Annotated in this window: 18 protein-coding genes and 1 pseudogene; 12 read left to right on the forward strand and 7 right to left on the reverse strand. The window is 62.9% G+C overall.

The genetic code is table 11. The features are described 5' to 3' along the window. The first annotated feature begins 77 nt into the window (after window positions 1-77). Window positions 78-479 carry a nitroreductase family deazaflavin-dependent oxidoreductase gene (locus A5624_RS22825; RefSeq protein ID WP_066871470.1) on the forward strand — a complete coding sequence of 134 codons (402 nt, stop codon included), beginning with the start codon at window positions 78-80 and terminating at the stop codon, window positions 477-479. Here A5624_RS22825 and A5624_RS22830 read toward each other — a convergent pair whose 3' ends face one another. Then, window positions 480-1,865, reverse strand: coding sequence for an FAD-binding oxidoreductase (locus tag A5624_RS22830; protein WP_066871472.1), 1,386 nt, complete (start codon window positions 1,863-1,865; stop codon window positions 480-482). A gap of 248 nt (window positions 1,866-2,113) precedes the next feature. Between A5624_RS22830 and A5624_RS22835 the strand changes: the two genes are divergently transcribed. Then, entirely contained in the window at window positions 2,114-3,598 is a 1,485-nt protein-coding gene (locus A5624_RS22835; protein ID WP_066871476.1) for a serine/threonine-protein kinase, read from the forward strand. A gap of 132 nt (window positions 3,599-3,730) precedes the next feature. Here the strand turns inward: A5624_RS22835 and A5624_RS22840 are convergent, their stop codons facing one another. Together A5624_RS22840 and A5624_RS22845 are read right to left on the reverse strand one after the other, a co-directional pair. Beyond that, window positions 3,731-4,519, reverse strand: coding sequence for an SDR family oxidoreductase (locus A5624_RS22840; RefSeq protein ID WP_066871479.1), 789 nt, complete (start codon window positions 4,517-4,519; stop codon window positions 3,731-3,733). A 28-nt stretch (window positions 4,520-4,547) separates the two neighbouring features. Beyond that, window positions 4,548-4,976 carry a DUF1707 domain-containing protein gene (locus tag A5624_RS22845; RefSeq protein ID WP_066871482.1) on the reverse strand — a complete coding sequence of 143 codons (429 nt, stop codon included), beginning with the start codon at window positions 4,974-4,976 and terminating at the stop codon, window positions 4,548-4,550. 69 nt (window positions 4,977-5,045) lie between these two features. On the opposite strand from A5624_RS22845, the gene A5624_RS22850 reads away from it, so the two are divergent. Continuing rightward, a complete protein-coding gene (locus tag A5624_RS22850) occupies window positions 5,046-5,648 on the forward strand; it encodes a TetR/AcrR family transcriptional regulator (protein WP_066871486.1) in 603 nt (200 codons plus the stop codon). 4 nt (window positions 5,649-5,652) lie between these two features. On the opposite strand, the gene A5624_RS22855 is transcribed toward A5624_RS22850, so the two are convergent. Then, window positions 5,653-6,921 (reverse strand): cytochrome P450, encoded by a 1,269-nt coding sequence (locus tag A5624_RS22855; protein WP_066871489.1) that lies wholly within the window; start codon window positions 6,919-6,921, stop codon window positions 5,653-5,655. Window positions 6,922-7,072: 151 nt separating this feature from the next. Between A5624_RS22855 and A5624_RS22860 the strand changes: the two genes are divergently transcribed. Then, window positions 7,073-7,525 (forward strand): VOC family protein, encoded by a 453-nt coding sequence (locus tag A5624_RS22860; RefSeq protein WP_066871492.1) that lies wholly within the window; start codon window positions 7,073-7,075, stop codon window positions 7,523-7,525. A 208-nt stretch (window positions 7,526-7,733) separates the two neighbouring features. Here A5624_RS22860 and A5624_RS22865 read toward each other — a convergent pair whose 3' ends face one another. After that, window positions 7,734-10,634, reverse strand: a complete 2,901-nt coding sequence (locus A5624_RS22865; RefSeq protein ID WP_197519014.1) for a DEAD/DEAH box helicase — start codon at window positions 10,632-10,634, stop codon at window positions 7,734-7,736. A gap of 776 nt (window positions 10,635-11,410) precedes the next feature. Here A5624_RS22865 and hsdR point away from each other — a divergent pair. From hsdR to A5624_RS22880, 3 genes are read left to right on the forward strand one after another with little or no spacing between them, the layout of a single operon-like run. Then, window positions 11,411-13,810, forward strand: coding sequence for an EcoAI/FtnUII family type I restriction enzme subunit R (hsdR, locus tag A5624_RS22870; protein WP_066871498.1), 2,400 nt, complete (start codon window positions 11,411-11,413; stop codon window positions 13,808-13,810). Window positions 13,811-13,825: 15 nt separating this feature from the next. After that, on the forward strand, window positions 13,826-15,289 hold the full coding sequence (locus tag A5624_RS22875; protein ID WP_066871501.1) for a class I SAM-dependent DNA methyltransferase: 1,464 nt from the start codon (window positions 13,826-13,828) through the stop codon (window positions 15,287-15,289). After that, window positions 15,289-16,962, forward strand: a complete 1,674-nt coding sequence (locus tag A5624_RS22880; protein ID WP_066871505.1) for a restriction endonuclease subunit S — start codon at window positions 15,289-15,291, stop codon at window positions 16,960-16,962. The genes A5624_RS22875 and A5624_RS22880 overlap by 1 nt, the downstream gene beginning before the upstream one ends. A gap of 185 nt (window positions 16,963-17,147) precedes the next feature. Here the strand turns inward: A5624_RS22880 and A5624_RS22885 are convergent. Continuing rightward, a pseudogene (locus A5624_RS22885) lies at window positions 17,148-17,859 on the reverse strand (cutinase family protein). Between the two features lie 164 nt (window positions 17,860-18,023). Between A5624_RS22885 and A5624_RS22890 the strand changes: the two are divergent. The 5 genes from A5624_RS22890 (at window position 18,024) to A5624_RS22910 (ending at window position 21,561) form a co-directional block, all read left to right on the forward strand. Continuing rightward, window positions 18,024-18,863 (forward strand): GAF and ANTAR domain-containing protein, encoded by an 840-nt coding sequence (locus A5624_RS22890; protein WP_066871550.1) that lies wholly within the window; start codon window positions 18,024-18,026, stop codon window positions 18,861-18,863. A 186-nt stretch (window positions 18,864-19,049) separates the two neighbouring features. Then, complete coding sequence (locus tag A5624_RS22895; protein ID WP_066871508.1) at window positions 19,050-19,724, forward strand: C39 family peptidase; 675 nt, start codon at window positions 19,050-19,052, stop codon at window positions 19,722-19,724. 106 nt (window positions 19,725-19,830) lie between these two features. After that, complete coding sequence (locus tag A5624_RS22900) at window positions 19,831-20,346, forward strand: carboxymuconolactone decarboxylase family protein (protein ID WP_197519015.1); 516 nt, start codon at window positions 19,831-19,833, stop codon at window positions 20,344-20,346. Beyond that, complete coding sequence (locus A5624_RS22905) at window positions 20,343-20,900, forward strand: carboxymuconolactone decarboxylase family protein (protein WP_066871514.1); 558 nt, start codon at window positions 20,343-20,345, stop codon at window positions 20,898-20,900. The genes A5624_RS22900 and A5624_RS22905 overlap by 4 nt, the downstream gene beginning before the upstream one ends. Before the next feature lie 58 nt (window positions 20,901-20,958). Beyond that, window positions 20,959-21,561, forward strand: coding sequence for a TetR/AcrR family transcriptional regulator (locus tag A5624_RS22910; RefSeq protein WP_066871517.1), 603 nt, complete (start codon window positions 20,959-20,961; stop codon window positions 21,559-21,561). Here A5624_RS22910 and A5624_RS22915 read toward each other — a convergent pair. Beyond that, on the reverse strand, window positions 21,541-22,710 hold the full coding sequence (locus A5624_RS22915) for an acyl-CoA dehydrogenase (protein ID WP_066871520.1): 1,170 nt from the start codon (window positions 22,708-22,710) through the stop codon (window positions 21,541-21,543). The genes A5624_RS22910 and A5624_RS22915 overlap by 21 nt on opposite strands. Window positions 22,711-22,835: the final 125 nt, after the last annotated feature.

A 22,835-nucleotide genomic window follows, 5' to 3' on the forward strand; every position in this document is an offset into this window, starting at 1 on the left:
AATTCTACAGTCGTTGACTTCCGAGCGCCCGAGTTTTAGCCTTGGTGTAGAAATTCTCCACGTGAGGAGTTACGGAGATGCCAGCACCACGATGGGTCGCCCGGTTCAACAAGGTCGGCCTCAACCGATTCACCAAGTACATCGCTCCGTGGGCGCCGGGATGGGGAGTCGTCGTCCATCGCGGGCGCAAATCGGGACGCACCTTTCGGACCCCGCTGTGGGTCTTTCGCCGCCACAACGGATTTGTGATCGCGCTGACCTACGGTCCCGAAACGGATTGGGTGCGCAACGTGCTCGCCGCGGGGGGCTGTGAACTGGAGACCAGGCGGCGGCGCTACCAGCTGGGCGCGCCGGTCGTGTTCCGCGACGCCCACGCGACCGACATGCCGGCGTTCATCCGCTTCATGCTGCGCAGGGTGATCAAGGCGCCGGAGTTCCTCCGGCTCGACATCGTGAGCCAATTGGCAACGGCGCGTTGACTACTCGCCACCCGATGCGAACGCGACATCGGGGTTGAGGATGCCGGCCGGGTCGAAGCTCGCCTTGATGCGGCGCATCAGGTCGACCTTGACCGGGTCCTCGAGCTCGACGAAGTAGGGCGCCTTGGCGCGGCCCAGGCCGTGTTCACCGGAGATCGCGCCGCCCAATTCCATTGCCAGCGCGAAGATGTCGGTCAGCAGCTGCTTTCGGATCGCCGGGTCCGGGCAGAAGATGGCCAAGTGCACGTTGCCGTCACCGGCGTGCCCGCAGCCCGCCGCGGCAGCACCGGCCGCCGCCGCCAGACCGCGCGCGCCGGACAGGAACTTCGGCATGGCTCCGCGCGGCACGACGGTATCGATCAGGTCGTCGGCGTTGAGCGCCTTGAGCGTCCAGAACGCCTTCTCGCGCGCCTCGATGAGCTTGCGCGCCGAGCCGCCCTCGAGCACGTAGGCGTCCACCGCGCCCAGCTCGGCGAGCAGCTCACCCGTCGTCTCGACGTCCTCGTCCAGCCGCTCGGCGGTCCGATTCTCAAGCGCCACAACCAGATACGCTTGACAGCTGTCCCGGACGGCGTCGGGCACGCCCAGTTCGAGATTCTGGGTATGTACCAGCGCGGCCATCGTCACGCTGTCGATGTACTCGAGGATGTAGGGCGCCAGGCCGCTGGCGAGGATCTTGGGCACCGCCTCCATCACCTGATCGAAGTCGGCGAACGGCGCGAGCACGGTGGCGGCGTGGTCGAGGCGCGGATGCAGCTTGACGGTCACCTCGGTGGCCAGGGCCAGGGTGCCCTCGGAGCCGACGATGAGCTGGGTCAGGTCGTAGCCGGTGGAGATTTTGGCGATCTTGCCGCCGGTGCGGATCAGCTCGCCGGTCGGCAGCGCCGCCTGCAGCCCGAGCACGTTGTGGCGGGCGATGCCGTACTTGACCGCGCGCATGCCGCCGGCGTTGGTGCCGACGTTGCCGCCGACGCTGGAGGACAGCTCGCCCGGGTGCACCATGTACCGCAGCCCGGTGCCGGCCGTCGCGTCGTCCAGCTCGGTCAGCGTCACGCCGGGCTGCACGACCGCGACCTGGTTGGTGACGTCGACCTCCAGCACGGCGTTCATGCGCTCGAAGGAGATCAGCAACCCGTCCGTCCGGGGGATCGCCGCGCCCGACAGGCCCGTGCCCGAACCGCGGGCGGTCACCGGCACGCGGTTTTCCGACGCGGCCTTGAGTAATTGCGCGACCTCGTCGGCGGCCGCCGGCTTGGCCAGGTATGCGGGCTTCTGCGGCGGCTTGGTCAGCACCTCGTCGTGCGCGTAGCCGTCGGAAATCGCATCGCCCGTAAGCAGGTTGTGCTCGCCGACGATCCTCGCGAATTGCGCCGTCATGTCGGTCATCGAAGGCCTCACCTTCTTACGTGCCGGACAATTACTCACTGTATCGGTGGGATGCATGCGAGCAGAGACGCCGTTAGGGTGGGGCGGGCGCAGTTTTCGCGAAGGCTCGTGTGGGTCTGGCCGGGTGACAATAGCGGCCGTCAGCGGTGTCTCGGAGTAGCGACACGCGTGAGGCTGCGCACGTTATGTCGACGCCCGATTCGGGAATCCGCGGCGTTGGACTGTCTTGAAGGAGAAAGGATCGTTTGTTGACCTCCTCGTCCCGCGGTTCGCGGCTCGGTACCCGGTTTGGGCCGTACGAGCTGCGATCACTGATCGGCACCGGGGCCATGGGCGAGGTCTACCGCGCGTACGACACGGTTAAGGACCGGATGGTCGCGCTCAAGCTGTTACGCGGTGAGACGGCCGCGGACCCCGGCTTCCAGCAACGTCTTTGGCGGGAGTGCCGGAAGGTGACGCGGCTGCAGGAGCCCCACGTCATGCCGCTGCACGACTTCGGCGAGATCGACGGCGTGCCCTTCATCGACATGCACCTGGTCGACGACGGGGGCAGCCTCAAAGACCTGCTGCGTGAGCAGGGCGGGTTGGAGCCGTCGCGGGCGGCGTCGATCACCGCGCAGGTGGCCCGGGCCCTGGACGCCGCGCACGCCGCCGGGCTGCTGCACCTCGACGTCAAGCCCGAGAACATCCTGCTGACCCACGACCATTTCACCTACCTCGCCGACTTCGGCATCGCCCAGGCCGCCGGCGACGAGACGATCTCACGGACCTACATGGCGCCCGAGCGCTTCACCACCGGGCGGGTCGGGCCGCAGACCGACGTCTATTCGTTGACGTGCGTGCTCTACGAATGCCTCACCGGTCAACCGCCGTTCGAGAGCGAGGACGCGGGGGAGCTGAAGCGCGCGCACATGCTGGCGCCGGCGCCGCGACCCAGCATCATGCGCCGCGGTGTCGGCCGCGATTACGACGACATCATCACCCGGGGCATGGCCAAACACGGCGCGGCGCGATTCGCATCTGCCGGTGAACTTGCCCGCGCCGCCAGTGACGCGGTATTCGCGGCCTACGAGCAGCCGGTGGGTGTGGCCGCCGGGCGAAGCGGACCGCCTCCCAAGACACGCCCGCTGCCGACCGTCCCCCTGCCAGAACTTGACCAGCCCGCTGACAGCGGTCCCGAGCGGCCTGTTGCGTCCGGCCCCTCGTGGCGTTGGCCGGCGATCGGTCGCACTCCGGTGGTGGTGGCCGCGGTGGCGGCGGTGCTGTTGATCGCCGGACTGGTCTTGTCGATGAATTTGGTTGGCGGTACTCATCACAACGGGTCGACGTCTCCGCCGCCTACGACTGCACAGGCGGCGTCGCCGTCACCTACGGCGCCGCCGCCGTTGACGCCCACGCTGTCTCGCCCGGTGAAGGGCGCCGACGGTCTAGGGTTCGTCGGCGAGACGGCCCGGTGCGACCCGGGCAATCCGCCGGCCTTGGTGGTGCGCACCGCTAAGTCGCTGGCGGTGGTGTGCCAAAACCTCAGCGGCACTTATTATTACCGCGGCGAGCGGATTCGCGACGGCGCCCACATCGAGCTGTCCAATGCCGAGCGGGTCGATGACGGCTTCGACGTCACCAACCCGGTCGACGGCGTCGTCTACGAGGTGCGGCCGAACCGGCTGCGGATCATCAGCTACGGGCATGTCGATTCCTCGGAACCGGTGCTGCAGTACGCGACAGCGTCGTAAACGCGTGCGCTGCGTTTCGGATGGTCCGAGGCCGCGGTGCCCCAAACGTCACATGCGTCACGGGTTTCCGGCCATGAAACGATTTCCAAACGCGCTAGCGGATGTGCTAACGCGAAGGCGGCGCAAGGGTGGTCACGCCGCCTTCGCCGGCGCCGCCGCGGGGCGCAGCATTCGACCGCTCATAAGCGCCGACAACCATCCGGGCGCGAGCCGTCCGCCCGTCGCCATCACCCGGTAGCGCCAGCCGGGCACGACCACCGCGCGGCCGCGGTCGAGACCGCGCAACCCGGCGGTCACCACCGGACCCGGTTCGGCGAGGTGGCGGTAGATCGCGGTGTGCGAGACGTCCGACCCGAGCGCGTCGACGAATCCCGTCTGGGTGGGTCCGGGGCACAGCGCGGTCACGGTGACACCGGAGCCGCGGGTCTCGGCCCACAACGCCTGGCTCAGCGACAGCACGAACGCCTTCGAGGCGCCATAGGTGGCCTGATAGGTGCCGGGCTGAAAGGCGATGGTGGAGGCGACATTCAAGATGCCGCCGCGGCCGCGGGCCAGCATCCCGGGCAGGACCGCGTGGGTTAGGCGGACCGGCGCGTCGACGTTGACCGCCACGAGTTCGCGTTCGCGGCCGGCGTCGATTTCGGCGAACGGGCCGTAGGTGCCGAAGCCCGCGTTGTTGACCAGCACGTCGATCGCCCGTCCGTCCAGACGGGCGATCAGCTCCTCGAGACCGTCATTGGCGGCAAGGTCGCCGACGACCAATTCGACGTCCGTGCCCGTCCCGATCCGTTGCTTGACGGCCTCGAGCCGGGTCCGGTCCCGCCCGGCCAACACCAACGAGAAACCCCGTTGCGCCAGCTGTTCGGCGAAGATCGCGCCCAGCCCTGAGCTGGCGCCGGTGACCACTGCCGTCTTCTTCATAGCTTCTCCTAGCGAATAGTGCTGGTGCTCAACGGCTTTGCTTGCCACGCGGTATCGATGCGGCGTGGCTGACGAATCCGATTCCCGCGCCGAGGATGGGCCAGATCGGCCAGAAGTAGGTGGCGTCGGTGGTCAGGGCGACCGCCGCCCAGACGGTGAGCACGATCACGCACATGGTGAGGTACGCGGCGAGGTGCGCGCGCACTCCACGGCGGGCCGCGGCGAGGCGGGCGGCGCGGCGGCGCGGGTCGTGGCGCCGGATGCGATCGAGCGGCAGGTCCGCGACGAGGTCGCGCAGGCCTTGGGCGGTGTGCGTCTGGAACACCGTCTGCAGCCGTTGGTCGTACTCGTCCACCTGCAGGTATCCCTGGGCGAACGCCTGACCGAGCAGATCGGCCGTCTTTTCCCGGTCGTGGGTGCCGGCGAGCGTCGATGTGGTTTCCAGCAGATTCGACATTTCGTCTCCTTGGTCGCCGATGTGAATAGCATTAACATAGACCTTAATGTTAATGTCGTCAACATGGCAGTGCAGCGGTCGGCCGTTCGGCGGCGTCAGAGCTATCACCACGGTGATCTCAAGCGGGCGCTGACGAGTGCCGCGCTATCGCTGGTGGCCGAGAAGGGGCCGAAGGGGTTCACCCTCACCGAGGCGGCGCGGCGCGCCGGGGTCAGCGCCGCGGCGCCGTACCGGCACTTCGCCGACAAGGCGGAGCTGCTGGCCGCCGTCGCCGAACAGGGATTTCAGCAGTTGCACGCCGACCTGGCCGCGGCCGCCGACCGCGCTTCCGATCCGAAGGAGCGGGTGGTCGAGCTCGGCCGCGCCTATGTGCGCTGGGCCATTGACCACCCCGATCACTATCAGGTGATGTTCGGGGCGGAGTCGCTGAAGGCCGAGCAGCCGAGCGTGGCGGTGGCCGGCGAGCAGGCGTTCGGCGACCTGCTCGACGCGATCACCAAGTGCCAGGAGGCCGGCATCGTCGGGGATCGGGATCCTCGGGAGGTGGCCGCGCCGTTGTGGTCGCTGGTGCACGGCATCGCCTCGCTGGCCATCGGCGGCCAACTGGGTGCGGTCGGGATCGTTCAGGCCCCCGACGACATCATCGCGGGCGTTGTGGCGCAAGTGCTTTGAGCGATTACCAGGGCCGTTCTGTTTGTTGGCTTTTTCCCGGCGCGAACGTGACCGGGAGCGTGCCCAGGCCGGTCATGCTCGGGTTGCCCAGGTATTGGTGCACGTTTTCGACGTCGACTGCGTAGTCGGGGATACGGTCGAGGACGGCCTTGACCATCACGCTCGACATCAGCCGGGCCAGGTGCGACCCGATGCAGCGATGCGGACCCAGCCCGAAGGCGACGTGGCGGTTGGGGGCGCGGTCGAGAATGATCTCGTCGGGCCGGTCGAACTCGCTTTCGTCGTGGTTGGCCGACAGCCAGCTGATGACGACTTTGTCGTTCTTGCGCAGGCGTTGACCGGCGAGCACGACGTCGTGAGTGACTGTGCGGCTGAGGGTTTGGTTGACGGAGAAGTAGCGCAGGAATTCGTCGGTGGCGGTGCGGTGCAGCTCCGGGTGCTCGATGAGCTGCTGGCGGAGGTCGGGGTGGGTGCCCAGGTGCAGCAGGGTCAGCGCGGTTTGGGAGGTGGTGGTGTCTACGCCGCCGCCGATGAGGTTCCACAGAATGTTGAGCAGCTGTTCATCGGTGAGGCGCTGGCCGTCGAACTCGAACTGAATGAGGAAGCTGGTCAGGTCTTCTCGGGCGTCGGCTCGTCTTGCGGCGGCGAACTCGAGGACCTCTTCCATCATGGCGGGCACCTTGGCGATCGCTTTCGCGTACTCGTCGCTGTCCTGGGAGACGGCCATGACCGAGTGAAAGAGGTTGGCGTACAAGTGCCAATTGTCGTAGGGCAGGCCCATCAACTTCATGGTCAGGATGGCCGGGACCGGGCTGGCATAGTCGAGCACCAGGTCCATGTGCCCGTCGGTGATGTGTTGGTCGAGGAACCAGTGCGCCGATTGCTCCATGAACGGCTTGAGTTTCTCGACGGCGCCGGGGGAGAAAAACGGCGCCAGCGCGTGCCTTAGCGCTTGGTGGTAGGGGCCGTCGACCTCGCCGATGCCCAGGGCCGGCTGGCCATCGGGGCGGGGGACGCCCATCTCGCCTTGATAGTCGATACCGTCTGCGGCGTTGGGCTCGTATTTGTGGGCGAAAGTGCCGCCATTGCGGGCGGTTTGGCTTACGGCGTCATAGCTGCTGAGGAACCAGAACCCGCCGTAGTTCACGTTCCACGCCACGGGACATCGCTGCCGCAGGTCGGCGTTGACGGCCAGCTCGTTGAGGTTGAAAGCGTCGGAATGATGGTCGAAGTCAACGATCGCGTCGGCGCTGACGTTCGGACGTGTGGCCATCGAAAAGCCCTCCAACGGAAGGTGATCTGCTATTCGGCGGTGCGCTTAATGGTTATGTTTGCATTATTACGCGTTTGGGCTGGGCGGCGACAGCGGTTCTCAGGTCCGTCTGGGTGGAGGCTTGGGCCCGGTTTGCTGCGGAAAGGTTGTCATGACGAGCCACCGGACGGTTTTCAATCACGTTGGGTTATGCGTGACCGACCGCGAGCGGTCGCGCCGCTTCTACGAGGGCCTGCTGGGGTTCCAGTTCTGGTGGGAACTCGAACCGCCCGACGGCCCGACCTCGCAGCTGGTGGGGCTGCCGGAGCCGCTCGGGGTGCACGCGACCTATCTGGTGCGCGATGGCTTGGTGCTCGAGCTGATGGACTACTCGAAGCGTCAGGTGCACGCCGGCTCGGAGCGGACGATGGATCAGATCGGGCTGACGCACATCTCGTTCGCGGTGTCCGATCTGCCTGGCGTGTTGGCTCGGGTGGCCGAGTTCGGGGGAGCGGTGGTCGACGGGACCGTGGGTGAGGCGATGGCGATGATCCGGGATCCGGATGGGCAGTTGTTGGAGTTGCTTTCGGAGGGGTGGTTGGCGGCCTTGCCGGCGCGGCCGTAGCAGACGTCGGTTTGATAAAACGGGGTTGTGTGCATCGGGCAAAGCGCATTGGCTATGAACTCATTAGTTCGTTGGTCGCGGGTCCGAAACGTACGCCCCACTTCAGAGCTTGTAGTCTCATCCTTTATGACGCGGTCCGACAACACGGCAATCTCGTTGTGCACCCGCCCGTGGATTCCAGGACTTGCAGGCGGGGTCTTGAGGATTCTCAATCAGTGGCAATAACGCGAAGCTTCATGCCGTACGTCTCAGTCAAGAATCGGTCTGTAGCCCCCAGGAGGGCTCGAATGTCATCGGTGACTCTAGACTTCGATAGCCCGGGTTGTACGATGGCAACTGTCATCCGCAGCTTACGGAACCGTGACTCTCTGACTACCGCGGCCAACAAATCGACCGATCCGGTGAGCAGTCCTGTCTTGCCTTCTGACTGGCGTTCCGTCTCGCGCCGCAGTAAACGCCTTGTCAACTGATCGGGCATCGATTTCGCGCGATTCATTTTCATCGCTTGTCCACAAACATCGTAGAAGTCTGCGATACGTGCACCTGGCTCGGGCACCGAGGAGTACTTGCAGTGAGTAAGAAGTATCTCCAGCTCTTGCTCGAAACGCCTCATATGCACTATGTCGGCCAATTCGCCCGGCCCGTCATCGTCGATGACGATCTCCCAATCAGCTTCAGCTGACAGAACCATAATCGCCCGGTGCTGAACCGTGTTGGGATCGCGGTGAGGGCCTTGTGATTCACGCCTGATGTCGATGTTAGACCAATCAAATGTTTCTATGGCGTCAATGGGATAGAGGCGCTTCTCCCGGTCGGGGTGGAGGAGAAATCCTTGCTCGGCAAGCACCAACTCGTCTTCGAATGTGACCAGGAGGCCGTGTGAAGTCAAGAATGCGGCCAGACTCGTGGTTCCCGCGCTCGTGACGACCTCGGCGTCGGCCCCAGATGCGCGGATGAGCGGCGGCTCATCCACGCGAAACTCGAATTCGTAGCCCAGTGCCCACCCGGGGGTGACGACCTCAAACGAAAGCGGCCCGCTACTCGTGTGAGCAGTGAGCCTGAATTCGCTATCGAGCAACGGAAACGACTTGCCCTCATAAACCAGCTGGCGACGTTCACTCAAGGTCGCGACAAGCTGATACGGCCATTCAACAGATAGCGGCACGAAAGGTGGTCGGTCCGTAGCTGGTTCAGGGAGAAGGGACCCAGACATAACTGAGTCCAATGAGACTGACTCGTCAGTGATTGCGGGGCCGACCTGTTCTACCCAGCGAATCCAGTCGTGGATGTCATCAGCTTCTTCGTGGCTCCAAACACGTCCCTTGCGTGAGGCGCCAAAACTCACAGAGCGTCCATTAGCGAAACCATGCGCGAAGATGTTCGTTTTCATCTTAGTACCCCCCTCACCCCGCCAGGCATAGAGGACGTCGTGTCCGACGTGCATGGAGAATCGCCGCGTACGACTCACGGCGTCGAGGAGCCCGACATTTGTCGGAACGCGACGTTGCACCTTCGCTAGAATGCGGTAGACCATCTCGCCTCGTAAGAGCGCGACATCACTGCCCCCCACCGCCTTTGCAACTTCCTCATGTGTAGACGCATTGTTTGTGCTATTGACGTAGAGAAAGCCAGCCGCATCGTCGACGTGGACAACGTATAGGTGGTGAACCAGTTCATTAAAGCTGGTGAAGTCGCCCCACCGTACCGACGTAGCCTCACGGCTTACCCACCAAACGACCTTGTCCTGGTTGTTGATGCCCAGTTGGGTTGTCAGTAAGCGGTCCTCAAAAAGGTCGTAGATGCTCTCTGGGGTCCATGCGAGGTCGCTCGTCGAGCGATAGGTCACGGTGCTCATTTTTGGGTGGATACTGCGCATGGCAATTTCGTGCGGTAGTGAGCCAAACGACTGCTCGAACTCGGTACGTTCTCGCTCTTGGCCGACTTGATGTTGGGTGAGATCTGAAATGACTTCGTTCCAATCGGCGTCTTCTCCATAGAGACGACGGAGCCGATCGTCGACACCGGCAACCTGAAGCGGCACAAAGGCCGAGGCTTCGCCGAGTGTGTCGCCGCCTGTCCGGGTAAAGCGGCCGATGAACTGCAGCGTCACGGCGAGGCTCTTCTGCGGGTCGTGTATCGCTGCGATTTTCAGTGCTGGAAGGTCATAGCCTTCGCCAAGCATGTTGACACACACGATGATTCGTGTCGCACGATCAACTAAGTGATTGCGATGCCTGCGCCGGGTTGATTCGGCGAAGCTGGTATCCAAGCGAAGCGGGCGCAAGTCGGGGGCCAGACTTTCGTAAAGCTGCACGATTTGCTTGGCGCGGGTGATTGACGAGACACGTGCCATTAGTAGGTGATCAAAGCCAGCAGCCAAGTCGGCGCGCAGTTGGGCGATCGCCGCCTGGGCGACTGCGTGGTCAGGGTCGGCTAGATCCACGACGGAGTGGTAGTTGATCCGTGCAAAGTAGCCGTTCTTTTGGGCCAAGTGCAGAGGATAGGTGTAGATGATGCGCCCGGCGAGATGTTGACCGTCTTCGCGGTATGGCGTTGCTGTGAATTGAACGATCTCCTTCCCGACGAACAAGTCGGCGACGGCACGCCAGGTTGGTGCAGCCACATGGTGTGCTTCATCGACGTAAAGCCGTTCGCAATGCTGTGCCAGCCTGGCGCGGGCAATTTCGGTGCACCTGGACAGAACCTGCGCCGTGGCAACTACAACGTTCGTTTGTCGCATCACCTCGTCGACTTGCGCCGCGGTTCCCAGTCCACTCTTCAGCACCAGCACGGTTGGGCAGCGAAAGCTACCTATGACCGCGCCAACGACCGGCAACACACCTAGGGTTACAAAGTTGGAGGCGATCTGGGTGCGCAGCGTATCGGAAGGCACCATCACCAGCGTTGCTCTCGGCGAGTGACAAAAGGCCGCTACCATCGTGTCCGTTTTGCCAGTTCCCGTCGGCATAACAACAGTCGTTGGTTCAGTCCCCTCAGTCGAACGGTTCGCCAGGATTGCGTGTAACGCGCCAAGTTGAGGCGAGCGCAACCCCTGGGTGCCCGCACCCTCCTCGGCGAAAACGAATGCGCCCCGAAGTGACTCAACCACAGCGCTCGGCTCCAAGGGTGTGTCCCCGTGAGACCCTGTACCATCACGCAGCCACCACAGCTCGTCATCATTTCCGATGCGGAGCTGCCCGATCGTCAGAATCGCCCCCAACCTGTGCCTCAACTACTGACCCATTGTCGCAGTCAGCAAAGTAAGTCAGCGCCGACACGCTGAGAAGGTTTGCTCCGCACCCCGGCGGGCTCGAAGACTTAGTGGTGGCTAAACCCACCTACTACGATCATCGAGCAATCGCCTTCACACCCAACGTTTACCGGATGTGCTGTTGACTACTACGCGAGAAGCGCGGCGTCGGAGCCAAGTGATCTGGACGTGATGAGAGTGCCTCAGTATTGCGCTGCGAGCGCCATTGAGCTCGAACCGTCATGGTTGCCACTGGCTGGTTATACCAACATCGATCAGCGTGTGCGCATCTCCAAACTCTGTAAGACCACACGCAACGAACACTGAACGTCTGTTGCACGCTGAAGGACTCTTCACTAGAGACGGCAGCCTCATCCATTGCAACGGCGAGTCGCCAGCGCGTCGAGTACTTGCCCGAGAACTGCACCAACGCATGGTGTTCTGACCACGGCCACTCGCCGGCCAGTACGGAGGTCATGGCGGTGGCCGATTTGGTGCAGTTGCGTCCACGCGGGGTCGGCAGCCCAGCTGGACCGAAGCCATCGAGCCCTCAAGACCAGCCGACTGAGTAGCCAAATTGGCTCCTCCGGGGTGTGAGTGCCCATATCCTAGGTTCTTTGGCGAGGGGAGGTGGGTTGGTCAACAAGAAGGCATTGAGCGAGTCCGACATCTGTGATCGCTATATCACCCCCGCACTCGCCGCAGCAGGGTGGGCGCCTAACCGTTGGCGGCGTGAGTTCGGATTCACCGACGGCAAGATTATCGTGAGGGGAAAACTTGTAGCACGAGGCAAGCGAAAGCGCCTTGACTACCTGCTCTTCCATACGCCGGACCTTCCGATTGCGCTCATAGAGGCTAAGGACAATAACCACGCGGTCGGCGCCGGAATGCAACAGGCGCTGGCGTATGCAGAGAAGCTAGATGTCCCGTTCGTTTTCAGCTCAAACGGTGATGGGTTTCTGTTTCATGACCGGACCGGCACCTTCGACGGCATTGAGCAGGCCCTGGGCTTGGACGGATTCCCGTCCCCAGATGAGCTTTGGGCGCATTATCGGAAGTGGCGGGATCTTGATGCCTCTGCCGACGAGCTGGTGACGAGCCCGAACTACGCCGAAGTCGGCGGAAAGGAGGCTCGCTATTATCAGCAATTAGCCATCAATCGGACAATCGAGGCTGTCGCCCGCGGCCAGAAGCGGCTGCTCCTAGTTATGGCGACGGGCACGGGCAAGACATACACAGCTTTCAACATCATATGGCGGCTCTGGAAGACTAAACACGTCAAGCGTGTGCTGTTCCTGGCGGACCGAAACGTCCTGGTTGATCAGGCAATTCAGAACGACTTTCGCCCATTCGGCGGCGTGATGAAGAAGCTGAACAGGGGCTTGGTCGACGAGAAAAACAGGGTCGATACCAGCTACGAGATCTATCTCGGCCTCTACCAGGCGATCATGGGAACTGAGGGCAAAGAACCTGTCTATGACAAGTTTCCTGCAGATTTTTTCGACATGGTGGTGATCGATGAATGTCACCGGGGTTCGGCAGCTGACGACTCGGCGTGGCGGGAGGTGCTCGAGTACTTCAACGCGGCAATTCAGCTCGGGATGACGGCCACACCGAAGGAGACAAAGTACGTCTCAAACATTCACTATTTCGGCGAGCCCGTATACGCATATTCACTTAAAGAGGGAATCGAGGATGGGTTTCTTGCACCTTATAAGGTCGTACGTATAGATCTGGACAACGACCTTCTGGGTTGGCGTCCCGAAGCAGGCCAGCTTGATGACACCGGCCAACTAATCGAAGACCGTATCTATAACTTGATGGATTTCGATCGCGACATCGTGTTTCCGGAGCGGGACAAGGTTGTTGCAGAGCGGATTAGCTCATTCCTGCACGGCACCAATCCAATGGACAAGACCATCGTCTTCTGCCAGAGCATCGACCACGCTGAGCGCATGCGACAGGCGTTAGTGAATGTGCCCGAGAATGCGCCACTCGTGCAAGCCGACTATCGCTACGTAATGCGTATCACCGGCGACAACGACGAGGGCAAAGCCCAGCTCGACAACTTCATTGACCCAAAGCGGCCGTACCCGGTGATCGCGACCACTTCAAAACTGCTATCTACCGGCGTCGACGCGCAGACGTGCCATTGCATCGTCCTCGACCAGCGGATCCAGTCTTTGACAGAGTTCAAGCAAATCATCGGCCGTGGCACGCGCATACGGACCGACTACGGCAAGTACTTCTTCACCATCCTCGACTTCCGGAAGGCCACTGAGCTATTCGCCGATCCGGAGTGGGATGGCCCGCCGATCCAGACATACCGTGTACCACCCGAAGACGGCGGGCAGGTCACCCCGCCGGCGCCTCAGCTCGCAGACGAGCCGATCACTGAGGAAATTGAGGAGATCCTGGATGATCCCGACCACATCATCGAGGACGCTGAAGCTGACATCGAAGAAGACGCCCACGTATATGTGGTGAGCGGCGTGAGGTTCACGGTGGCCGCCGAGCGTGTGCAGTATTACGACCGCGACGGCAAGCTCATCACTGAGTCACTCAAGGACTACACGCGCCGCACTGTGCATGAAGAGTTCGCGTCCCTCGACGATTTCCTTAAGCGATGGAAGTCGGCCGATCGAAAGCAGGCCATCGTCGACGAGTTATTGGACCGAGGTGTGCTTCTGGGCGCACTGGAGGACGCTGTCGGTGCTGATCTCGACCCGTTCGACCTGATCTGTCACGTCGCGTTCGACCAGCCCGTCCTCACCCGCCGAGAGCGGGCTGACAACGTCCGAAAGCGCAATGTATTCACTGAGTACGGTGACCAAGCACGCGAGGTCCTCACGGCCCTCCTTGATAAATACGAGGACCAAGGGCTCGACTCACTCGGTGACATCGAGGTATTGAAGCTCGACCCCTTCCCGCAACTCGGCACGCCCGTTGAGCTCATCCGAAGATTTGGGGGGAAGGAACAGTACCTTGATGCGGTGCGGCAGATTGACGCCGCTCTCTACGAACCCACCGCCTAACCCGGAGAACGCCGCGTGACCCTGTCGACAACCGTGAAGTCCATCCAAGACATCATGCGGAAGGACGCCGGCGTTGATGGCGACGCGCAGCGCATCGGTCAGCTCGGCTGGATGCTCTTTTTCAAAATATTCAGCGACCTCGAGATCGAGACCGAGCTTGAAAACGATGGTTATGTTTCACCGGTCCCGCCTCATCTGCGATGGGACGCTTGGGCCAACGAAGACTTATTGGGCACCGAAGCCCCTACCGGCGGCGCCCTACTCGACTTGGTCGACAACGACCTCTTCCCGACCTTCAAGGACTTCAACGTCGCCGAATTCACCGGCAAGGCGCGCGAACGCGCGGAGCTGCTGCGCGGTGTCTTCGAGGACGCCTACAACTACATGAAGTCCGGCACGTTGATGCGGCAAGTGATCAACAGAATCAGCCGCGATATCGACTTCAACGAATCGAAGACCCGTCACCTATTCGGCGATATTTACGAACAAATCCTCCGTGGCCTCCAGAGCGCGGGCAACGCTGGCGAGTTCTATACGCCTCGTGCCGCGACGCAGTTCGCCATCGATATGGTGACGCCGCGCCTCGGCGAAACGGTGCTCGACCCGGCGTGCGGTACCGGAGGATTTCTTACCGCCGCATTCGAGCACCTACGCAAGCAAGCCAATACCCCGGCAAAGCTTTCAGAGTTGAAGGGGAATATCCAGGGAGTTGAGAAGAAAGCCCTCCCCCATCTGCTGTGCGTGACCAACCTCATGCTTCATGGCCTAGAGGCTCCCAAGATCCGTCACGGCAACACCCTCGCCCGCCCGCTACGGGATTACGGCCCAAAGGACCAGGTGGATTTAATCGTCACCAATCCACCCTTCGGCGGCATGGAAGAGGACGGGATAGAGAATAACTTCCCGACTGAATTCCGTACCCGAGAGACAGCCGATCTATTCCTCGTACTGGTCATGGAGCTGCTTAAGGACGGTGGTCGGGCGGCCATCGTCCTTCCCGATGGCACCCTGTTCGGTGAGGGCATCAAGACTCGCATCAAGCGCAAGCTGCTGGATGAGTGCAACCTGCACACGATAGTCCGGCTTCCCAAGGGGGTCTTTGCCCCCTATACGCCCATCAAAACCAACATTTTATTCTTCACCAAGGGTGAGCCGACGAAGGACATCTGGTTCTACGAGCACCCTTACCCAGAGGGGTATAAGAGCTATTCGAAAACCAAGCCGATACGGATCGAGGAATTCGCGCCCGAGAAAGCGTGGTGGCACGAACGCGAAGAAACCGAGCGAGCATGGAAGGTCACGGCCGCCGACATCGCGGCTCGCGGCTACAACCTCGATATTGCCAACCCCAACGTGCCCGACAATGGCCACGAGGACCCCGACATCCTTCTGGCCCGTTACACGGAAGCGACCGCCGAGCTCGACGCGGTTCGTGAACAACTCAGGGCGGCATTCGAACAAGCACTCGTCCGCGACTGATGAACCCTGAGACCTTCATCAATAACTTCGGCCACATCGCCCACGCGCCTGGCGGTATCGACATATTGCGGGGACTTGTCCTCGATCTCGCAATGCGCGGCCGCCTGGTCGAGCAAGACATCAAAGACACGCCTGCGGCTCTCGCCATCGCGTCGGCAGAGGCCGGCAGGGCCACTTGGGTCGAACAGACCGCTCCCGCAAAGTACGGCCGTAAAGAGTCGGGCTATCCGTTAGGTGAAGAGGACCTCCCTTTCGGCTGGACATATTGTCGGCTAGGCGAGGTTTTCCAGTTTATCAATGGACGCGCCTACAAAAAGACAGAGTGGAAGACGGCGGGAACGCCAGTCATTCGCATCCAGAACCTGAACGGTGGCGACGACTACTACTACTCGGACCTTGATCTGAAGCCACATAACTATTGCGCCACAGGCGATCTGCTTTTTGCGTGGTCGGCATCGTTCGGTCCGTACCTCTGGATGGGCGAGCGAGCGATCTTTCACTACCACATATGGAAAGTAGTTACTTCACCGGCCGTGGAGCGACGATTCGCGTTTCACCTGCTTGCTGCGCTGACTGAAGCGGTGAAGTCAGCCTCACACGGACTTGCCATGCTCCACATGACTAAGGAAGCAATGGAGGGGCTTGTTTGTCCAATTCCTCCTGTGGCTGAGCAGAAACGAATCGTGGAGCGCATCGATCAGCTATTGCTGTTGTGCGAGGAGCTCGGATCTCGTAAACAACAGCTTCATTTCGTGAGTACGAGATTCAGGAAGTCAGCCCTGCACTCGCTGACTGAGGCTCAGGATGTTGGCGAGTTATTCCGCGCATGGGAGCGAATCAGCACCAACTGGTCCACCGTCACAGACCACCCCGGTTGCATTGACGACATCCGCGACACAGTTCGTCAGCTCGCGGTGGAAGGCCGGCTTGTACCACAAAACCCGGATGACGAACCGGCATTGGCTATTCTGCAGGCCTGCCAGCGCAGGAAGCATGCCCTCCTAGAGGGCGGAGGTGTTCGGCGCAGAGCAGAGCTCCCGATAATGTCCGGAGAAGAGCTGTCATATGCCATTCCGCCCGGATGGGTGGTTGCGCCGCTAGACGACTGGTGCGATATCGGCGGTGGTGTGGCCAAAGGACGCAAGTTGGGTAACCGGAAAACCGTGGCGCTGCCCTATCTACGGGTAGCGAACGTGAAGGCCGGCTACCTCCTGCTCGACGAAGTGAAGACAATCGACGTGGCAGTGGACGAGGTCGCTCGTTATTCGCTCCGATCGGGCGACGTGCTCCTCACGGAAGGTGGAGACTGGGACAAGCTTGGGCGATCGGCTATCTGGACCGGTGAGATTGACCCTTGCTTACACCAGAACCATGTCTTCCGAGCCAGGCCGTTGACCGACGAAGTTCTTCCCGAGTGGATCTCCTTATTCACCAACTCCGAGGAGGGACGACGGTACTTCCAGTCCAAAGCCAAACGGACGACGAATCTCGCGTCCATCAATATGACGGAGCTTCGATCAACTCCCCTTCCGGTGCCGCCGGTTCAAGAACAGCGACGTATCCTTCTGCGCCTCCAGGAGATCGAAGCGCTGCTAGCAAGGCTTCAGGTAGCGCTAGTAAGTGCTGGCAACGAATGCGACCGCTTCGCTGCTGCGATTGCTAGAGCTGGCTAGCGTCGAAGTTGGTAGTTTCTGGGCCTCTCGTCAGAATGTCGGTCCTATCTGCGCCGGTTGATCTCGATGAGGCTGCGGGAAGCGGGCCGGGGTTGTCCAGGTAGGCCGCGGCCGATTCTATTGGTCTTGCGTGAGAGATACAGGCGAATCGCTCCCGACCCGACAACGAAACAAATAACGATGATTTACAAATGACTCGCAGCGAAATCCGCGCCCTGGCCCGCCATGCCGTTCGCCGCATAGAGAGTGTGCGCGACGCCGGGCGGCCCCGGAGGTGCGCCATTGCAGATGGTGTCGTCGGGAGCGCACAACTGAATGGTCTTGGGCGCCTACAGGGGACCGATCGTGATGGGTGGCGCGCCGGCATCGCGCAGGAACTCGTTGGACGGCGTTCCGAACAGCACCACCGCGGCGACATGACGGGCCACCTCCGACGGCAGCGGCTGCGGCACGGAGGAGGCGAACTCCGCGGGAACTTCCTTCGGCACGGCGGCCGACGTGACGAAGCCGGACACGACGGCGCCCTGCGAATAGCCGCCGAGCACCATTCGGGTGTTGGGGCAGTCGGCCGCCGTCGATTGCAGGTGAGCACCGGCGTCCCCTGATCCCCTCGACGACCGTCGCCGCGAACGCGATGCCTCCATTGAAATCGCTGCTGGCTGGGTAGTTGACCGGATACACCCCGACCGACTTGCCGCCGACCCGCGACCCCAGCGCGTCGACGAAAGCCTGCCCGATCCCGCCGACTCCGGGTGGCTCGCCGGTACCGCGGGCGAACACCACCTCCACGTCAGGGCACGGGGCGGCAGACACGATGGGGACGGGTGCGCTGACCATGCACGCCCACGCCGTTGCCACGGCGGTCCCTAGCAAACGGGTGAGTCGTTGTGCGCTCATCGCTGGCGGATGCCTCTTGTCGGCAAGCCGAAACGGCCAATCTGCGATGTCAGTGGAGTCACCCGCCGAACCCGCCGCGCCCGCCACCCCCGAAGGCGATCACGCAAACCCTGAATGCCTGCTCAGCAGGCGTCTCCGACGGCGATTCGTGTCACACTGTGCTGATGGTTTCCCAGGATCAGCGCACCGACGACTCCCTTCCGGCCGCCGCGTCGGCGCAGGACAGCGCGCAGGTCGCCGACCTGGTCATCCAGGCCACCGCCGACAACAGGATCACGCCGACCATGTTGGGTCAGATGCTGGTCAGCGCCAGTCGCAGCGTCGCCGACGAGGACGACCTGCTGACGCTGCTGCAACATGTCTGCGAGATCGCCCACGACGCCGTCGGCGGCGCCGACAGCACGGGGGTGACCATCGACCTGGGCGGTCGCATCTATACCGCCGTGCACACCGACCAACGCACTCTGCGTGTCGATACCGAGCAATACGACGCCGGTCAGGGACCGTGCCTGGACGCCTCCCGGACCCGCACCATCATGCTTGTCGACTCCGACGAGGCCGCCGCGACGTGGCCGAGGTTTGCTGCCGCGGCCCGCGACGAAGGAATCCACAGCTTCCTGGCCGCACCCTTGTTCACAGAAGAACAAACGCTCGGATCGCTGAATCTCTATGGACGTTCGCGCTCGGCATTCGACAACTTCGACGCCGAGATTCTCGCCATGCTCACCACGGCGGTGTCACGCGCGATCGGCGACTTCGTCCGCTTTCGCTCTGCCCGGGACGTGGCCGCATCCATCCAGCGTGCGCTGCAAACCCGCGCACCCATCGAGCAGGCCAAAGGCATGCTGATGGCCATCCACCAGATCGACGCCGACCAGGCTTTCGACTTGCTTCGCCGGAAAAGCCAGGAGAAGAACCTCCCGCTGCGTACCGTCGCCGCCGACCTTGTGCAGCAACTCAGCACGACTTCCGAGCCGGAAGCCGATGCGCCGCAGGCCGTCTGACTTCGAGCTGCCGCCGGGGCGCAGTAGGCGCCGTACGGTTTGGGCCGTTGCAGCTTTCAGCTTGATCTCATAGCTATAACCACCCGCGCGTCGGCCCGGCATTTCCGCCGAGTTTCGGTTAAATATCCGTCCAAGGCCAAATCTGAGGCTCTACACGCCGCCGCGGCGGTTCGAGAACGGGCGCCTATGACCAGCATCTTGCCGGCAAAGGTCCTCACCGCAGCGCGAACGCTGGGTCGGGCCGTTCTGTTGTCCGCCACCGCAACAGCGTCGCCGGTGATATCGGCAGCCATGGTGCACGCCAACCCGGGCGCTCCTGTGCCCGACGCCGACCATGAGGCGGCGATGTTTGGCGATCCCGTCGCCGCCGCGCCGTACTGGCGCCGCCAACACGGTTCGGACTGCGGTGAACTGGCGGTGGCCGATGTGGTCGGCCAGCTGACCGGACGCGAGCCCAGCGAGCAGCAGATGATCGCGTTGGCCGAAACCACACCGAGCGCAACGGGTCACGGGTCGATCTGGAAGCCGACGGGCAATACCGATATCGCCGACCTTCCGGTGCTGCTGTGGCACTACTGGATCAGAGCCGACAACATCCAAACCGACACCGTCGCCCTGGCGCGCAAGCTTGGCGAAAACCACAAAGTCATCGCCATCGTCAATGCCGAGACAATCTGGAACCGGCCGGGGAAGCGCAACTCCGCAAACCACTTCGTGGTGGTCACCGGCATCGACAGCAAGGCCGGTGTGGTGCACCTCAACGACAGCGGCATCGATACCGGCCGCGACGAGCAGATTCCCCTCGCCACCTTTGAGCAGGCGTGGGCCCCTAACTACAACTCGGCTATCGTGACCAAGTGACGGTCGGCGCCGCCATGACGAAATAGTTTGTGATAAAACGCAATCGACAGCTCGCGGCAAGAGCGCATGTGCTAACACCCTTGGTGCACGAGAAAGGACCTCGGCGATGACGCGAATGCCCCTTGCCAACGCAGACGAGCAACCCGCCCACATCCGGCAGCTCCTCACACGCCCGGACACCCTCAACGTGCTACGACTGATCGCCAACGCGCCCAACATCTTTGACGGATGGGCGCAGATGGTCGGTGGGCTGTTCAATAGCCCGACGTTCACCCCGCGGATGCGGGAAGTGATCATCCTGCGGGCGGCCCATTTGCAGGACTCGCCCTACGAACTCGCTCAGCACAAGAACTTCGCCCGCACCGCGGGACTTACCGAGCAACAGATCGACGCCCTGCTCGACAAAGCGAACCTGGATGCAGCCGGGTTCGAAAGCGACGAACGCACCGTCATCGACACCGTCACCGAACTGTGCACCACCCGACGGCTCAGCGACGACTCCTTCGCCACGGCCCACGCCCTGCTCGGCGACGAGGCGCTCACGGAACTGCTGATGATCGTCAGCTGCTACTACGGCCTCGCCTTGGTCCTCAACGCCGTCGACCTGGAGATCGACGCATGACCCGGATCCCGTATCGTCGGCCCGAACAGATGCCCGACAGAGCCCGCGAGTTGACCGCGCGGCGGGGCAATCTCAACGTGTACCGCGCGCTCGCCAACGCCGAAAAGGTGTTCACCGGCTGGATGGTGGCCGGCGACGCCGCGCTGACCAGCCCGGTGCTGCCCAGAAGGCTTCGCGAACTCATCGTGCTGCGCACCGCCTACCTGATGGACTGCCCCTACGAACTCGGCCAACACAAAGACGTCGCACAAACCGTCGGAGTCGACGTCGAAACCATTGACGCCATCACCTCCGAATCCGACTGGAAAACAAGCCAATTCGACGCCACCGAGCTGGCCATTTTGCACCTGACCACCGAACTGGTGACCACCCGCCGCGTCGCCGAACCGCTCTTCCAGAAAGTGCACACCGCCCTCGGATCGGAGGCCACCGTCGAGGCGCTGATGGTCATCGCCCGATACGCGGGCCTGGCGCTGATGCTCAACGCGCTCGACGTGGACCTCGACGAGACCGCGCGGCTCCCCATTCCGCCGACGGGGTCAGACGAAAAGTAATTACCGAGATTGCCTAATCTTCCCTCCGACCAGGGGGGCCTCCCGTAATGTCCATGGAATGGTGGAGCGCAAGCAGCCGTCGACCCGCCTGTCAGCCGAGGACTGGCTCGAGGTGGGTTACACCGTCCTTGCCCATGAGGGAGTGCGCGCACTCAAGGTCGAACGCCTCTGCCAGCAGGCGGGTGTCACCCGCGGCAGCTTCTACTGGCACTTCGAGGACATCGAAGCGTATCGGGCCGCACTGGTCGAGTCGTGGAACAAATTCCTGGAGCGCGACCGTCAGGCGCTGACCGAGCTCGACGGGCTACCTCCCCGGGAACGGCTGTCGGCCCTGACCGAAACGCTCGTCAGCCCCAAATACTGGGTGCTCGAGCGGGCGATGCGCGAATGGGCCCGCCTGGACCCGGTGGCGGCCGAGAACATCCGCGCCGCCGACCGGCTGCTGCTGCGCACCGTGATAAAGGCCTACTGCGACTACGGTTTGAGCTACGAGGACGCCAGACTGCGCGCCGAACTGACCTTCGCCGCAGGGATCGGCCTGCTGCACCTCACGACCTCGGCCGAGCAGGCCCGGTCGGTGGCTCAACGAGAAAGATTCCTGGCCGTGATGCTGGGCGAGTCGGGGACGGCCCAAGCCAAATCAGATCATGGCGATGGGTGAGATCTTCGCGCCAATCGCCAACGCCCCGGCCAACTCTCGACTGGTGTCGTAGTCGAACACGACATGTCCCGCGGCGATATCCACGTCGCGCTTGGCGCGCTGCAGTGGGCTCGACAAGAAGTGTGCGCTGGCGCCCGCGGCCTCCATGAGATCGGCGATGATCGCCCGGCTTTCGTGCACGGTGCGCGCGGCCGCCAACCGCGCGTCGGCCCGCACCGACCGGCTCACCCGTTCGCCGCTGGCGACGATCGACTCGATCTCGTCGGCGGTCCGAGCCACCAGCGCCCGCAGTGAACTCAGCCGCACCCGAGCCTCGCCCAGCCTGATCTGCGCGGCCGGCTGGTCTTTCTGCGCCACCCCGCTGTAGGCCAGCACGCGCTCGCTGAGCCGTTCGGCGAAGAGCTCGGTCACCCGCTCCGCGGTGCCGAGCACGGGCATCGACGCCGTCAGCGCCAGCGCCGGAACCATCGGCCACCGGTACGTCGCGACCCCGTGTGCAGCCGCGCCGGGTGCCGTCCCGCCGTAGATGTCGGCCACGGCGACCACTCGGTGCTCGGGGACGAACACGTCGGTGATGACGAGATCATGCGAACCGGTGCCGCGCATGCCGGCCGTCTGCCAGGTGTCTACCACCTCGACCTGGTCGGCGGGCAGCACGACGAGCACCGGATCGATACGGTCCTGCCGTTCGATGAGCGCGCCGACGATCATCCAATCGGCATCCATCGCACCGGTCGCCCAGGGCCACCTGCCGGTCAGGCGCACGCCACCGTCGGCCGGCACGCCGCGGCCGGTGGGGGCCAGGGGAGCCGGCGCCAGCACGGGGCCGGAGGCGAAGACCTCGTCCTGAACGCGCGGATCGAACAGCGACAGCATCCAGTTGTGCAGTGCGTAGAAGCCCAGCGTCCAGGCGCTGGACGCGCAACCGTGCGCCATCCGCCGAATCGGTTGCAGCAGTTGGGGAAACGAGGCCTGAAGGCCGCCGAACCGGGACGGTAGAAGCAACCGAAACAGGTCGGTCTGCCGGAAATCGCTGATCGTCGCGGCGGGCAGGCGCCGCAATCGCTCGGTCTCCTCGGCGCGATCGGCCAGCCGCGCAACGAATTCGTCGGTGACGCCGTGCAGCGGTTGGCGTTCGACCACGGACATGCCCGAGACCGTAACATACTTTTTAGTACGGCGCGGCATCCGGTGCATAGGCACGGCAGCGCTTACTTCAGGCCCGATGTCGCGATCTGTGGGAAACGTGACGCAACGTGGGGAGCCCGGGGCAA

This window comes from Mycobacterium sp. 1482292.6 (assembly GCF_001672995.1).
GTDB classification, from domain to species: domain Bacteria; phylum Actinomycetota; class Actinomycetes; order Mycobacteriales; family Mycobacteriaceae; genus Mycobacterium; species Mycobacterium europaeum_A.

Excerpts from the sequence above, each read along its gene's own strand:
- A5624_RS22825 (WP_066871470.1), top strand. The coding sequence starts at position 78 with ATGCCAGCACCACGATGGGTCGCCCGGTTCAACAAGGTCGGCCTCAAC.
- A5624_RS22830 (WP_066871472.1), bottom strand. The coding sequence starts at position 1,865 with ATGACCGACATGACGGCGCAATTCGCGAGGATCGTCGGCGAGCACAAC.
- A5624_RS22840 (WP_066871479.1), bottom strand. The coding sequence starts at position 4,519 with ATGAAGAAGACGGCAGTGGTCACCGGCGCCAGCTCAGGGCTGGGCGCG.
- A5624_RS22845 (WP_066871482.1), bottom strand. The coding sequence starts at position 4,976 with ATGTCGAATCTGCTGGAAACCACATCGACGCTCGCCGGCACCCACGAC.
- A5624_RS22855 (WP_066871489.1), bottom strand. The coding sequence starts at position 6,921 with ATGGCCACACGTCCGAACGTCAGCGCCGACGCGATCGTTGACTTCGAC.
- A5624_RS22860 (WP_066871492.1), top strand. The coding sequence starts at position 7,073 with ATGACGAGCCACCGGACGGTTTTCAATCACGTTGGGTTATGCGTGACC.
- A5624_RS22880 (WP_066871505.1), top strand. The coding sequence starts at position 15,289 with ATGAACCCTGAGACCTTCATCAATAACTTCGGCCACATCGCCCACGCG.
- A5624_RS22890 (WP_066871550.1), top strand. The coding sequence starts at position 18,024 with ATGGTTTCCCAGGATCAGCGCACCGACGACTCCCTTCCGGCCGCCGCG.
- A5624_RS22895 (WP_066871508.1), top strand. The coding sequence starts at position 19,050 with ATGACCAGCATCTTGCCGGCAAAGGTCCTCACCGCAGCGCGAACGCTG.
- A5624_RS22900 (WP_197519015.1), top strand. The coding sequence starts at position 19,831 with ATGACGCGAATGCCCCTTGCCAACGCAGACGAGCAACCCGCCCACATC.
- A5624_RS22905 (WP_066871514.1), top strand. The coding sequence starts at position 20,343 with ATGACCCGGATCCCGTATCGTCGGCCCGAACAGATGCCCGACAGAGCC.
- A5624_RS22910 (WP_066871517.1), top strand. The coding sequence starts at position 20,959 with ATGGTGGAGCGCAAGCAGCCGTCGACCCGCCTGTCAGCCGAGGACTGG.
- A5624_RS22915 (WP_066871520.1), bottom strand. The coding sequence starts at position 22,710 with ATGTCCGTGGTCGAACGCCAACCGCTGCACGGCGTCACCGACGAATTC.